The sequence below is a fragment of the Subtercola frigoramans genome (genome assembly GCF_016907385.1).
Taxonomy (GTDB): Bacteria; Actinomycetota; Actinomycetes; order Actinomycetales; family Microbacteriaceae; genus Subtercola; species Subtercola frigoramans.
In genome coordinates, this window is the sequence record NZ_JAFBBU010000001.1 from 830503 (window position 1) to 843247 (window position 12745).

General features: G+C 62.1%; 11 protein-coding genes and 3 pseudogenes. 5 read left to right on the forward strand and 9 right to left on the reverse strand.

The window, feature by feature from the left end; genetic code table 11:
* Window positions 1-42: 42 nt before the first annotated feature.
* The 9 genes and pseudogenes from istB to JOE66_RS04050 form a co-directional block, all read right to left on the reverse strand.
* Window positions 43-801 carry an IS21-like element helper ATPase IstB gene (gene istB / locus JOE66_RS04010; protein ID WP_205106983.1) on the reverse strand — a complete coding sequence of 253 codons (759 nt, stop codon included), beginning with the start codon at window positions 799-801 and terminating at the stop codon, window positions 43-45.
* Window positions 801-2009: an IS21 family transposase gene (gene istA / locus JOE66_RS04015; RefSeq protein ID WP_205106297.1), complete on the reverse strand. Its 1209-nt coding sequence runs from the start codon at window positions 2007-2009 to the stop codon at window positions 801-803. The genes istB and istA overlap by 1 nt, the downstream gene beginning before the upstream one ends.
* Before the next feature lie 217 nt (window positions 2010-2226).
* Window positions 2227-2430: pseudogene (locus JOE66_RS04020) on the reverse strand (tyrosine-type recombinase/integrase); the annotation flags it as partial.
* Window positions 2431-2642: 212 nt separating this feature from the next.
* Window positions 2643-3260, reverse strand: a pseudogene (locus tag JOE66_RS04025) (transposase); the annotation flags it as partial.
* Between the two features lie 24 nt (window positions 3261-3284).
* Complete coding sequence (locus JOE66_RS04030; RefSeq protein ID WP_239518214.1) at window positions 3285-4565, reverse strand: COG4705 family protein; 1281 nt, start codon at window positions 4563-4565, stop codon at window positions 3285-3287.
* Window positions 4566-4891: 326 nt separating this feature from the next.
* The gene (locus JOE66_RS04035; protein WP_205106306.1) at window positions 4892-5839 is read right to left on the reverse strand and encodes a sensor histidine kinase; all 948 of its coding nucleotides are present in this window, start codon (window positions 5837-5839) and stop codon (window positions 4892-4894) included.
* Window positions 5836-6516: a response regulator transcription factor gene (locus tag JOE66_RS04040; RefSeq protein ID WP_205106307.1), complete on the reverse strand. Its 681-nt coding sequence runs from the start codon at window positions 6514-6516 to the stop codon at window positions 5836-5838. Before JOE66_RS04040 ends, JOE66_RS04035 begins: the two co-directional genes overlap by 4 nt.
* A 25-nt stretch (window positions 6517-6541) precedes the next feature.
* Window positions 6542-7231, reverse strand: a complete 690-nt coding sequence (locus tag JOE66_RS04045) for an ABC transporter ATP-binding protein (RefSeq protein ID WP_205106985.1) — start codon at window positions 7229-7231, stop codon at window positions 6542-6544.
* Window positions 7232-7238: 7 nt separating this feature from the next.
* Complete coding sequence (locus JOE66_RS04050; protein WP_205106987.1) at window positions 7239-8630, reverse strand: ABC transporter permease; 1392 nt, start codon at window positions 8628-8630, stop codon at window positions 7239-7241.
* Between the two features lie 269 nt (window positions 8631-8899).
* On the opposite strand from JOE66_RS04050, the gene JOE66_RS04055 reads away from it, so the two are divergent.
* The 5 genes and pseudogenes from JOE66_RS04055 to JOE66_RS04075 all read left to right on the forward strand — a co-directional run bounded on the left by JOE66_RS04055 (window position 8900) and on the right by JOE66_RS04075 (window position 12709).
* On the forward strand, window positions 8900-9442 hold the full coding sequence (locus JOE66_RS04055; RefSeq protein ID WP_205106310.1) for a hypothetical protein: 543 nt from the start codon (window positions 8900-8902) through the stop codon (window positions 9440-9442).
* A gap of 261 nt (window positions 9443-9703) precedes the next feature.
* Window positions 9704-9841 carry a hypothetical protein gene (locus JOE66_RS04060; RefSeq protein ID WP_205106989.1) on the forward strand — a complete coding sequence of 46 codons (138 nt, stop codon included), beginning with the start codon at window positions 9704-9706 and terminating at the stop codon, window positions 9839-9841.
* Between the two features lie 75 nt (window positions 9842-9916).
* A pseudogene (locus JOE66_RS04065) lies at window positions 9917-10109 on the forward strand (transposase); the annotation flags it as partial.
* 173 nt (window positions 10110-10282) lie between these two features.
* Window positions 10283-11833, forward strand: coding sequence for an APC family permease (locus JOE66_RS04070; RefSeq protein WP_307827040.1), 1551 nt, complete (start codon window positions 10283-10285; stop codon window positions 11831-11833).
* Window positions 11834-11860: 27 nt separating this feature from the next.
* Window positions 11861-12709, forward strand: a complete 849-nt coding sequence (locus JOE66_RS04075) for an urea amidolyase associated protein UAAP1 (protein WP_205106996.1) — start codon at window positions 11861-11863, stop codon at window positions 12707-12709.
* Window positions 12710-12745 lie beyond the last annotated feature (36 nt).

The following is a 12745-nucleotide window of genomic DNA, read 5'->3' on the forward strand; positions in this document are numbered from 1 at the left end:
GGGGCCACGGCTGCCAACTGAAAATAGGGCCACGTGGTTTGTTTAGTCTGTCGTACTTGTGAGTGTTTTGTGGCCGCGGAGCCGGTAGCTGGTGCCTTTGAGGCTGAGTACGTCGGCGTGGTGCACGACGCGGTCGATCATCGCTGACGCGATGGTCGGGTCGCCGAATACTTCACCCCAACGCCCGAATGGCAGGTTCGAGGTGAGGATCAGTGACGCGTGTTCGTACCGTGATGACACGAGTTGGAAGAACAGATTCGCGGCGTCTTGATCGAACGGGACGTAGCCGACCTCGTCGACGACGAGCAGGCTGTACCGGCGAAGCCGGGTGAGTTCGGCGGCGAGCTTGCCGCGGGAGTGCGCCTCCTGCAGCCGGGTGACCCAGCCGTTCGCGGTATCGAAAAGCACCCGGTGGCCGGTCTTCGCAGCTTTGATGCCGAGCCCGATCGCAATGTGCGTCTTCCCCGTACCCGGGGGTCCGAGGAGGATGACGTTCTTCGCTTCCTGAAGGTAAGCGCTCGTGCCCAAGTGTGCGATGAGGGTGCGGTCGGCGCCAGGCTGGTGGTCGTAGTTGAACTCTTCCAACGTCTTGAAACCGGGAAACCGGGCAGCCTTGATCCGAAGCGTCGCCCCTGATGCTTCCCGCTCGGAAACCTCGCGCGACAGCACGGCGGCGAGGTACTCCTCGTGTGACCACCCGTCCGCACGGGCTTGCTCGCCGAGCCGGCGGAAACCCTCACCGACCCGAGGCGCTTTCAATGCACGGGCGTAGTACTCCAGCTGGGATTCGAGCTCGGACATCAGGCCACCTGCCCGGTACCGAAGAGGTCGTCGTAGGAAGCAAGATCGCGGGTTTCGACAGCTTCCAACGGCCGGTAGCCGCGGACCTGTTTGAACGCCTGCCGCAGCACTGCCGCCTCGGCAACATGGGCCGGATCGGTGACGATCAGCTGGCGGGCCCACTCCCGCTGATGCACCGCGATGACAGTGCCGTCATGGGTGACAGTGACCTGGTGCAGGTCAGCAGTAACATCAACGATCCGACCGATCATGCCCGGACTGACCGAGTAATCGTTCGTGAAAACCCGCACGTAGTAATCCCGAGGCAGCCTGACCGTGTTCCGGAACAGCACCTCCGGTGGCACCGGCGACAAGGCCCGCATCGCGGCCCGATCACGGCCGACAAGCTCGGCGGGTTTCCCGCGCCGTGAGCGCGAGTAGCGGGCATTCGCGACGGGCAACCAGTCAACGAGCTGGTTGTTGAAATCCGCTGGCGATGCGAAGCTGCGGCCAGGCATGAACCTCGAGCGGAAGAACTGGTTCATCCGCTCGACCATGCCCTTGGACTCCGGATCCCGCGGTGGCAGCAGCACGATCTTCGTCCCCAACGTGCCAGCGAACGCGGCAGCGGGCTCGGTGAGCTTACGCCGGCCGATACCGGTCTCGTTATCCCAGACCAGCCGCTCCGGCACCGCGCCGGCCTGCTGCAACAGCTGCCACATCCCGCCGAGGAGGTCGGGGGTTGTCCGGGAGGGCAGCATCAACGCTTGGATGTTCCCCGAGAACGTCGACGTCATCACCAACACCGGCGGCATGCCGTGCTGATCATGACCCAGCGGGATCGCCTGGTGCGGGAACCACAGATCGCATTGCACCTGCACACCGGGCTGGTGATCGATCCGGTCAGCGGGATCCGGCGGCAGATATTCAGGCCGGATCGCTGCGACCCTCAACCGGAACAACGACGACGAACCCGACCACCCCACCCGCTCCGCCAGGGCTGGCGACGGCATCCGCGGCGAGTCGGTCAGCAGCTTCCGAACCGCCGGTGCGACCTCATCGAAACTCGACCCCGTCAACGCCCGCTCATACCGCGGCACCCGGTCAGCCTGCAACGCCCGATCGATCGTCCCTCGCGAAACGCCAAGCCGTTTCGCGAGTTCTCTTTTCGAGTGCCCGCCCGACGCATACAACCGACGAATTTCTGCCCAGTCATCCAAAGTGATCACCTTCCATAGTGGTTGGTGGCCCTGTTTTCAGTTGGCAGTACTGGCCCTGTTTTCAGTCGGCGTTAACAGATGAGTCGAGAAGCCTGAATTTCCGCGGATTTTGGACAGATGCCAGGTGCCGCAAGGGGCCAGATTAGAGTTCAAATCCCACCGGTACCGCCATCTTCCAGCCCCTCACTTCCCTGTATTCACGGGGATGTGAGGGGCTTTGGTTTGCTCACGGCTCCTCGCAACCCCACAAAAACCACACATTTGCTTTTTCGCGTGCTGCGGTGAGGGATTCTGCGACCGCGTCAAGGTCGTCGGGAAAGAGGTCGGCGTAGGTGTCGAGGGTCATCGCCGCAGATGCGTGGCCGAGCATCCGTTGCACGGCCTTAACGTTCGCGCCGGCACTGATCGCGAGTGAGGCGGCAGTGTGCCTGAATCCACCGATGTTCTAAGGTGAGGGGCTGTCGATCCCTGTTTGGGCTGGTGGTGCTGGGTGGGCGCGGCGGAGCCGTGGGCCTTTCTGCCCTGGGTGTTCCAGTGTGTGTTTCTGCTCGCGCCTTGTCGGCTGGTCGGTCGGGGTGCTCAGCTTTGTGGGGGCGCGAGAGCGTGGCTGGAGAGGGTTGTCCAGGCGGCCTCCCAGGGCTAAGCGCGGGGGAGGTGCAACGTGATGCGTCGTCCGGAAGACGCGATCCTCGCCGGGATGGTGATCAGTTTCCGGCGGGTCGTCGTCGTCGCCGACCGGAGGTCGGGCCCGGTGATGGTGGGGGCAGTGCGGGTGAGGTTGAACGCGATGACGGCGAGAACCAGCCAGGCCGCGTTCGCGGTGAACCGGCCCGAGGGCAGATGTGCCAGGGCTGAATGTTTGAGGTCGGCGTTGACTTGTTCGATGATCGCGTGCCGGCGGTGGACCTGGTCCGCGGTGACCGTGTCGAGGGCGGTCGTGGTGAAGAGGGCGTGGAACCGGTGCGTGTCGAACAGGGTCGGGTGCTCGAGGTCTTTCTTGTTCAGCTCCGGAATGCGCCGCACGACCAGACGCCCTTGGACACGGTCCTTCTTCGCCTTCGAGCTGAACGCGGTGAAGGGCACCTCGGCGACTTCCGCGACGGAGATCCAGACGCGGCTGTCGTGGTCGAAGATGGCATTGGTGTATCTGATCTTCTGCCAGGCGTCATCAGGGATGGCGGCGATCGCACGTTTCACGGCTGGGTCCTGCCGGGCGGTGATCGACACGTCAGCACCCGCCTTGATGGCCGCGTTCACGGTGCCGAAGTCGTGTTCTTCGCTTGGTTAAGAAGTGAGGGTGGTGAGGAGCTGCTGTAGCGCTTGTTGTTCCTTTGCCGGATCGGGTGTTTGTGCGCGTACGGATTTGAGCACGGGGTCGATCTGCTTGTCGAGGAATGTCCATGCCCGGCAGTCGGCAGCGTTGAGTTCTGGTTGGTTGTCGTCCCAGGTTGTTTCAAGATCTGTGGCGCGGGCGGCGGCACCTGTTTGATCGTTCTGGGTGACCAGGGTGAGCGTGTCAGTGACGATTGTTGTGAGCTCGTCGACATTCGTGGCGGGGTAGTTCGCCTTAACCGCAGCTTGCGCTTCGGACTGGGACAAAGCGGTGGAGGTATCCGAGCACGAGGGGGCCGCTGCTTCGTCTGCGAGGGCGCTTGTGTGGGGAAGGTTACTGGTGGTGATAAGAAGCGCTACTGTTGCAGCGGCAACGGCGACCAGGATGACCGCGGAGGCGCGTCGCCTGACGGGAGAGGCGGGCCTTTCGGCGTCGGTGTGGGGTTCGGCTTCGGCGTTCTGGTCGACATCTGTTTTAGTGATCGAGAGGTAGACGACGGTTGCGAGGATTGCGGCGAGGAAGATGATGCTCGTCACCAGCGTGCCGAGCCCGATGCCGCCTTCGGCTGGTGTGAGTCCGAGCCAGTCTCCGATGTTCGCCCCGAGGGGACGGGTGAGGATGTACGCGATCCAGAATGTGAGCACGGGGTTCGCGCCAAAGCGCCAGAGGGCTGCGACGATCGCGATCAGTACCAGCGGTAACAGGATCGATGCGCCTGGTCCCCATCCGGTGAGCTCGAGTGTGCAGTCGCCGAGGGCAGTGCCGAGGGCGAACGTGACGAGCACGGTGAGCCAGTAGAAAGCTTCTCGCGGCGCGGTCACGATGCTGTGGATGGAAAGGGTGCGTTCTTTGACGAACCAGATCGCGAAGACGATGGCAAGTGCTCCGGAGAAGATTGCGGCGCTGACTCCGAGTGGCACACCGGCCTGGTCGGTGAGGATGTCGGTGTACAGGGTTCCCGTGATGCTCATCACGACCACGGTCAGCCAATACACGCCTGGCTGGTATCGCCGACGCGTCATTTGGAGCGTCAGAACCGCAGCCGTCACGACAGTGAAGATTATCGCCGTGCTGACTAGGCCCACTCCGAGCGCGACGTTGATGAAGTCGGCGAAGGTTTCCCCAACGGTCGTGCACAGAATCTTGATGATCCAGAACCAGATGGTGATCGCTGGAACTTTACTGAGCATGTGTCGTGCGGAGTACGCCGTGGGCTCGAGGGATGTGGTCATGCGATGGATGCTAATGAACCTCCGAAAAGCAGCGTCTGAGCGTCACCTGATAAGCCTGAGTGCGTGTACAGAATCTTGGGCCAGATTTCCCTGTCCTGGACGGCCGGACCGGACCGCGAGCACCGTTCATAGGTGAAGTTCCTGATCAACGCCGCTAAAATCGTTGGCTGCCTGAATAGATGCTGCCCGGGGGTTCCCAGCTGCCCACAAGGTATGGGAGAGGCGGCATCCGAATCGTCCTCACGGTGGTCTCATTTTCGGCTCTGGGACGCCGCCCGGTCCAGGCCTCGCCACAGGGCGGCGCAGCGGTTTCTCAGTGAAATCGGTCAGCGTGCATCGGTGGGTATTTCCAGCGTCACTCGGGTTCCGTGTCCTTCGTTCGACGCCAATTTCACGGTTCCGTGGTGGGCTTCGATGATTTGTTTCACGAGCGCCAGGCCGAGGCCCTGGCCGGGCAATGTTCGAGATGTTTCCGCGCGCCAGAATCGTTCGAACGCGTGCGTTTTTTCTCCAGAAGTCAAACCCGTACCGGTGTCCGTGACCACGATGCGTGCGTGGTCTGCGTGCTCCGAAACGGTCACCGACACCTTACTTTTGGGAGGGGAGAATTTCAGGGCATTGTCGATGATGTTGCCCACAGCACGGATCAGGAGGTCGTCGGAGCCGTACACGATCACGTCGCTGCCTGTGACGGTGAGCCTGCCGGTCTGGGGTCCGCGCGAGTAGGAGTCGACCGCCCGATCGACGACCGTGCCGAGGCTGACGGGCTGAAACGCGGTCATCAACGTGGCCGTGTTGGCGCGCGTCAGAAGCAGCAGGTCGCTTGTGAGTGTGTTGAGGTGATCGACTTCATCAAGTGCGGTGGTGATTGCGGTGACGTACTCGTCCCGGGGGCGCGGGCGGCTGATGACGAGTTCCAATTCGCCTTGGATGATACTCAGCGGCGTGCGGAACTCGTGCGAGGCGTCGTCGACGAAACGCTGTTGAGCTTCGAATCCTCGGCGGGCAGGCCTGAGCACGAGGCGGACCATGAGGAAGCAGATGACGGGCAGCACGATCACGAGTGCCAGGTAGCCGGTCGCGAGTCCGAAGCGGAGGTCCGCGAAGCTTTGCTCGGCAGCATCCACGGCACTGTTGCCGGTGTTGAGGGCGCTGTCGTAGTCGAAGGAGCTGACCACGAAAAGGTATACCCCGGCAGCGAATGCTCCGAAAAGTACCAAGAGGATCAGCGTGAACACCACTGTCAGGCGTATCGTCGCCTGTCTGAAGATCATGCTCCCGGCTCCACCGAATAACCCATGCCGCGGTGGGTGCGAATGAAATCGGCTTCACTCGGCTCGTTGACCTTCTGCCTGATATACCGGATGTACGTCTGCACCACGTTGCTGTACCCCTCGTAGTTGCCATCCCACGCGTGGTCGATGAGTTCGGAGGCACTGACAATCGTCCCGGCGTTTCGCATCAGGTATTCCAGAACCGCGAATTCCTTGCTCGTCAAAGCAATGGTTCGATCCCCCCGGCTCGCTGCACGAGTTGCTGGGTTGAGAGAAACACTCCCCACGGTGACGATGGGATGATCGGCTCGCGGGGCCCTTCGCAGGAGTGCACGGACGCGCGCTAAGAGTTCTTGCAGGTGGAACGGTTTCGTCAGGTAGTCGTCCGCGCCGGCGTCCAGCCCGCTGACCCGGTTGCGCGGCGAATCGACGGCCGTGAGCATCAGTATGGGTACGTCCCTGTTCTCTGCCCGGATCAGTCGACACACCTCCATCCCTCCGCCTGGCAACCCGGGGAGCAGCAAATCGAGCAGAACGAGATCATATTTCTCGACAGAGAACGCCTCCATCGCCGCCGACGTGGAATGAGTAACGTCGACCGCGTACCCAGCTTCACCCAAGGCGCGCCGGAGAACGTCAGCGATTCTCAGATCATCTTCGACAACCAGAATTCTCATAGCTGCACGGTAACCTACGACGCGCCTAGACTTCCGCGCCAGAAACGAGTCGGCCGCCGTCGAGGGTCAGGATGCGTCCCGCGCGGGACGCAACCTGGCGGTCGTGGGTCACCATCACTAGCGTCACCTTCTGTTCTTCGCAGATGCGTTGCAACAGGCTCACGATCTCGTCACGCATCCTCTCATCGAGGTTCCCGGTTGGTTCATCTGCCAGGATGACATCCGGGTTCTTGACCAACGCTCGCGCAATGGCCACTCGTTGCTGCTGGCCTCCGGAGAGCGCCGCCGGCAGGTGATTGACTCGGTCACCGAGCCCCACCCGCCCGAGCGCTTCCCGGGCGCGAGCGTGCGCAACGGGCCCGCGCACCCCGATCGGGCGAAGCGCGGCAACCACATTGTTGACAGCCGTGAGAGTCGGAATGAGGTTGAAGCTTTGAAAGACGAACCCGATTCGATTCGCGCGAATCCCGGAAAGTCTCTGCTCTGACAGGGCCCCAAGATCAAGCGCACCAGAATCAGCGCTGAGCGTGACCGTTCCCGATGTTGGTTGCTCCAGAGCACCGAGCAGTTGCAGCAACGTGGACTTCCCGCCGCCGGTCGGACCCTGAACGGCCACCCATTCCCCATCTCCGATTTCCAGCGACACCCCGTCTAGAGCAGTCACGGCGCCGTCCCGGCTGCGGTACGACTTCGATACGTTCACGAGCTCATACATGGGTTCTCTACTCCGCGCTTCGAAGCGCTTCAGATGGGCGAAGGCGGGCGACTCTCAGAGAGCCCGCGATCGAGGAAACCAGAGCCGCGCCGATCGACAGGCCAACCACCACGGGCACCAGAGCAGCAGGAAACGGCGACGTGAGGGGAATCTGTGCGGATGCCCCAGACGTTGACAGGGTGGCCGCGAACGACGGCGCGAAAGCGTTGACCACCAGGATGCTCACAGCACCCAGGGCGAGCCCGACGACTGTGCCGAAAATCGCTTCCACCACCGCCTCACCGGCAACCTGCGAAGAGACTTGCCAGTTCTTCCACCCGAGAGCCTTGAGCGTTCCGAATTCGCGGGTGCGGCGGGTGACGCCGGCGACGGTGAAGAGTGCGGCGAGAAGAGTTGCAGCCGCAAAGGCAATGACGCTCAACCACAAACCCAGCGTGCGGCTCAAATCGTTGGCCGTCGTCAACGAACCGGTTACGCTACCCGCCAGCTCTGACTGAGTTTCAACAACCGTTTCCGGAAGCGCCGACTTCAACGCTTGCTGAATCGAGCCAACATCGGATGCGGACGCTGCTTTGACGTAGACATGGGTGATCTGGCCCGGCAGGCCACTCAAAGTCTGCGCAACATCCAACGGCAGGTACGCATTCGCCCGCGTCGGAGTGCCAGTCGAGGACGCAGTCACCAATCCGACAATGGGTATGTCGACGCCGCCGATGTTCACCGGACCCCCGACACTGAGCTGGTTTTCTTTCGCATACGCCTCGTCAACTAACGCCACCCGCTGTCCGACATCCGCGATTGTCAATGCCCGACCCGCGGTGACCGTCGTCGATGCGAGAGGGCCAGCGTCGGCTTCGTGCGCCACGTCGATACCAGCAACGCTGAAGGTATCGACGCCGAACGAGCTCCCACCCGCACCATCGGCCCCGGTCGGGCCGTCGGCAGCGACGCCATCCCCCGAAGCGGGTGGGAGGTTCCCGGTAATGTCAGGGATCACACCACTGAAGTCGTAATTGTCGAGCATCAGAACCGACTCGACTGACGACACCGATGGGACTGCGCCCACCGTGGCGGTTTGTGACATATCCGATGTCGCCAGTCCTCGGGCAACGGCAAGCTTGCTTTGAACGAACTGCGTCGAACCGCCCGCTGAAGCACCGTCCGCCTTGCCGAAATTGAACGTCGGTGCAGCCGATCCGGGCGCGGCTGGCCGCGTCACCGTAATGTCCGTACCAACGCCGTACAGTGACGCCACCGCATCTGATTGTGCCGCCTTCAACCCGAGCGCGACACCACCGATCACGATCACGACCGCAACAGCAACCGCGATCCCGAGGATCACCGTGGCGGCTTGCCGCCATCGATGGCCGAGTTCACGAAGAATATACCCAACCCACATGCCACTCTCCTCCGGTGTAGACCCGCTCACGGCCCATGGCCAAAAGTAGACTCCGCTCAGTGAGACCAACGTGAGAACGAACTCGGAGAGACATTCGCTCAGATCGGGTGCCCTCAAGAAGCCCCGAACCTGGTCAATCATGTGATTCACAGTGTTACTCATGGGTTCGAACATGTCCGCTGGTTATGCTCACCGCTGGCCCAGTGTGGTCTTTGAGAAAATTCGAGTCGGGAGGTCTTGTGCGAACTCGTACAACCTCGGTAATCCCGGTGGCACTATCGGCAGTTCTCCTCACCGTCACAGCAGGATGCTCGTCCATCCCCTTCGCAACGGGATCCCTTTCGCATGGCAGAGCGGTCAGCTGCCCGGCCGCCGCCGTGGTTGACGTTGGTACGATCGCGGTGCCGGCAGGCCCGATCGGTGGGTATTGTCAACCCGAACTCGTCAACGCGGCCCACATCATCAACGCCGGTCGTGATGCCGGAGTCGGCGTGCACACCCAAGCCGTCGGTGTCATGACAGCCATGGGTGAATCAGGCCTTGTCAACCTCGATTATGGCGATGCCGCTGGCGCCGACAGTCGCGGACTGTTTCAACAACGAGACAACGGAGCGTGGGGATCGCTGGCCGATCGAATGAACCCGTACACGGCCGCCACCAACTTCTTCGACGCCTTGATGAAAGTTCCCGGATGGGTCAGCCTCACCCCCACCCAGGCCGCACACGCCGTGCAAGTCAACGCCGACCCGGACTACTACACGAGCTACTGGACAAGCGCCCGAACGGTGGTCACAGCCCTCACGCCCGGCTAGCCCGACGCGAAGCCTCGCACCCTCAATCATTTTTCGGATCACCACCTGATGGGAATTCAGCACTGGTCCCGAACACGCCTCGATTGATGGGCAAACGCTCGAGGGGCAAGGCGTGTCCGTAATCCTTGGGGATGACAAAGGGATCGCTCGGTCGGGCGATGCCATCTAATCAACGGGTTCATAGTGTGAGGGTTGTACCTCGCGCAAATGCCAGAACTGAAGTGCATGGGACGGGTTCGACTCAGATGACAAGGAAACACGATGCACGATCTTCTCCACGATGCCGTCAAAGCGACAACCCTCGCTGCGGCTATCTGGCTTCCACTGTCGGTCGCTGTCGCCGTGCTGATCGGGCGGATGGTTCACGCCCGCGAAACCGAGTCGCACACGCGCCCATAGACCCGAGCCTGCTCCCCTCGAGCCTGTTCCATCCGGGTCTGTACGATTTTCGGTTTGACTCCTGACAAGGAGGAACAGACCGGCCTGGAAAAGGAGTGGACTGAGCACCTCGGCCATGAACACGGTGGCGTATTTCTTGCCGTGAACATGCGTATCGGGGCAAGGTCGAAGACGGTGACTGAGATGGTCAAGTTCAGATTCAGGTTTGCAGGGATCGTGACGGGTCGACTGAGCGGGTGATGGTACTTAGCGGAAACGCCGCTTGGACGAAACACAGACTTAATGTCGACGAAATCGCTGGGCAATGGCCCGCGACAAGGATTGGCACATCACCTGTCGATTGACAGGTATTGGATGCTCCGCTTGTGAAAGGCGTTTGTTATGAGTGCCACCGAACCAACCCAGCTCCACCCAAGTTCTTCCGTGTCGCCGACTGCGGCGGTGCCTAGGATATATAAACAGGAGCTACACCGTGGTGTCGGTTCGTTCTCCTCGTTCGCTGCCGGATTTTCCTTTGTCTCTATTCTCACGACGGTTTTCCAGCTCTTCGGACTGGGCTTCGGGTTCGGCGGTGCCGCGTTTTTCTGGACATGGCCGCTAGTCTTCGCCGGCCAGCTGCTCGTCGCCTTGAACTTCGCGCAGCTCGCTGCGAGTTGGCCCATTGCGGGCGCCATCTTCCAGTGGACAAGCCGTCTGGCTGGAACGACATTTGGCTGGTTCACCGGGTGGGTGATGATCGTCGGCCAAGTGTTGACGGTCGCTGTCGCGGCTATCGCCGTGCAGGCCGTGCTGCCGTCGATCTGGGACGGTTTTCAGATTGTGGGCGGTCCGGCGGCCAACCCGGCCCTCACCTCGCCGACCGGAGCGCAGAACGCCGTGCTTCTCGGAGTGATTCTGCTCGTGATCACGACGATCGTGAATATTTTGAGTGTGCGTCTGATGGCTCTCGCCACGAGCGTGGGCGTAATCATTGAGATCGTGGGAGTGATCGTGCTCGTTGTTGCGCTCATGCTGCTGCCCGAGCGCAGCCCTGGTGTCGTGTTCACGACCGAGGGTGCTGCGCCGACGGACAACCCATATATCTGGGCTTGGCTGGCGTCTTCGTTGATGGCCGCGTATGTGCTTGTCGGTTTCGATTCCGCGGGTGAGCTGGCCGAAGAAACTCACGCTCCGCGAAAAACGATTTCGAAGACGATCATCCGCGCTGTTGTCGTGTCGGGTCTTGGCGGTGCACTGCTGATCATCGGCGCGTTGGTCGCCGCGCCCAGTCTGACCGATGGCAGCCTCGCGACGGGTGGCATGGCCTACGTGGTCACCGAGCGGCTCGGGCCGTTCCTCGGCCGGCTCATTCTCGTTGCGGTCGCGATTGCGGTGTTCGCGTGCACGCTGGCGGTTCAGACTGCGGGTTCACGCATGATGTACTCGATGGCCAGAGAGCGTGCCCTGCCGTTTTGGCGCATCCTGTCGAAGGTCTCACCACGCACCGGCACACCGGTCGCGACGAGCATTGTCGTCGGGGTGGGAGCAGCAATCGCGCTGGGTGTGAATTTCGGGCAATCGGCCATCTTCACCGCACTGTCAAGCCTGTGCATCGCGATGTTGTATCTCGCTTACCTGGGGGTGACCGTTCCGCTGCTTGTGCGGCGCGTCCGGCTGCGCAAGCAGGGCTTCCCACCCGGCGTCGACGAAGACGGCAAACCGCTGTTCAACCTTGGCCGTTGGGGCATCCCGTTGAACGCCATCGCAATCGTCTACCAGATCGGCATGGTGATCAACCTCGCGTGGCCCCGGACGGAGATCTATGACCTCACCGGCAACACCTGGTGGCTGCAGTGGAGCGCGATTCTGTTTATCGGCGCGGCGCTGGTCGTCGGCTTCTTCGTACACCGCTTCGTTGTTCGTCGAGCTGGCGGCATCGAACTTGGCCACCTGCCCGCGACGGCCGCTATTGCGGTTGTCGCCGATTCCGGCGCCGTCGGCTCCGTGGCCTGACCGCCCTCGTCAGAAAGAACCTGCTCCATGTCTTCGCCAGTCGAATCCCGCCCCACCGACAGCGTGCTGTCCGCTCAGGCCGATGCTCGAGCCCGCGCTGCGCTGACCGCCGAGTTCATGCCGTACCTGCCAGCCTCATCATCGCCACACGTTCCCGTGGGCGTTGAGGCCGAAGCATTGCTCTGGGCAGAGACGGTCGCGCCTGGAGGGTACGCGCACCGGGTCATTGCCCGGGGCACGCGGATTCGTTTCGACGACCCGACGGGGGCCGCGTGCGCGAACGTCATTCTGTACAACGCGCTAGAGACGAACGAGAGGCTGAATGTCGCCGACACCGTGAAGATTCCGTGGCAGGCCTACCTCGGCACCGGGCATCCGCTGCTCTCCGGAGACGGTCGGGTACTGGCAACAATCACCGCGGACACCTCCGGTCGGCACGACGCGTTCTGCGGAGCAAGCACCGAGCTGTTCAACAAACAAAAATACGGAACGGCGGCGCCGGAAGGGCCGGCGCCGTCGGGCCGAGCCCTGTTCACGATGGCCGCAGCGAAACACGGACTCACGGCTCGCGACCTGCCGCCTAGCATCTCGTTCTTCCAGGGTGTTCGGGTCGACCCGGATGGGAGGTTCGTCTTCACTGGCAGCATCGGCGACCCCTCGTTCGTGGAACTCACTGCCGAACTGCCATTGGTGGTTCTTGTCGCGAATACCGCGCACCCTCTTGACCCGTCGAGCGACTATCTGGTCGGCCCGTTGCGGGTGCACGCGTGGCCCGGCGAAGCAACAAACGAATCAGATGCCCGCTTCACCGCCAGCCCGGAACTGAACCGGGCCTATCTCAACACCCTCGACTATGCAAAGGCGCGTGCTCTGTGACCTCGACCACGACCGCGACCTACTCGACCGCCACCG

Excerpts from the sequence above, each read along its gene's own strand:
- JOE66_RS04050 (WP_205106987.1), bottom strand. The coding sequence starts at position 8,630 with ATGTGGGTTGGGTATATTCTTCGTGAACTCGGCCATCGATGGCGGCAA.
- JOE66_RS04075 (WP_205106996.1), top strand. The coding sequence starts at position 11,861 with ATGTCTTCGCCAGTCGAATCCCGCCCCACCGACAGCGTGCTGTCCGCT.
- JOE66_RS04035 (WP_205106306.1), bottom strand. The coding sequence starts at position 5,839 with ATGATCTTCAGACAGGCGACGATACGCCTGACAGTGGTGTTCACGCTG.
- JOE66_RS04060 (WP_205106989.1), top strand. The coding sequence starts at position 9,704 with ATGCACGATCTTCTCCACGATGCCGTCAAAGCGACAACCCTCGCTGCG.
- JOE66_RS04040 (WP_205106307.1), bottom strand. The coding sequence starts at position 6,516 with ATGAGAATTCTGGTTGTCGAAGATGATCTGAGAATCGCTGACGTTCTC.
- JOE66_RS04030 (WP_239518214.1), bottom strand. The coding sequence starts at position 4,565 with ATGACCACATCCCTCGAGCCCACGGCGTACTCCGCACGACACATGCTC.
- istB (WP_205106983.1), bottom strand. The coding sequence starts at position 801 with ATGTCCGAGCTCGAATCCCAGCTGGAGTACTACGCCCGTGCATTGAAA.
- JOE66_RS04045 (WP_205106985.1), bottom strand. The coding sequence starts at position 7,231 with ATGTATGAGCTCGTGAACGTATCGAAGTCGTACCGCAGCCGGGACGGC.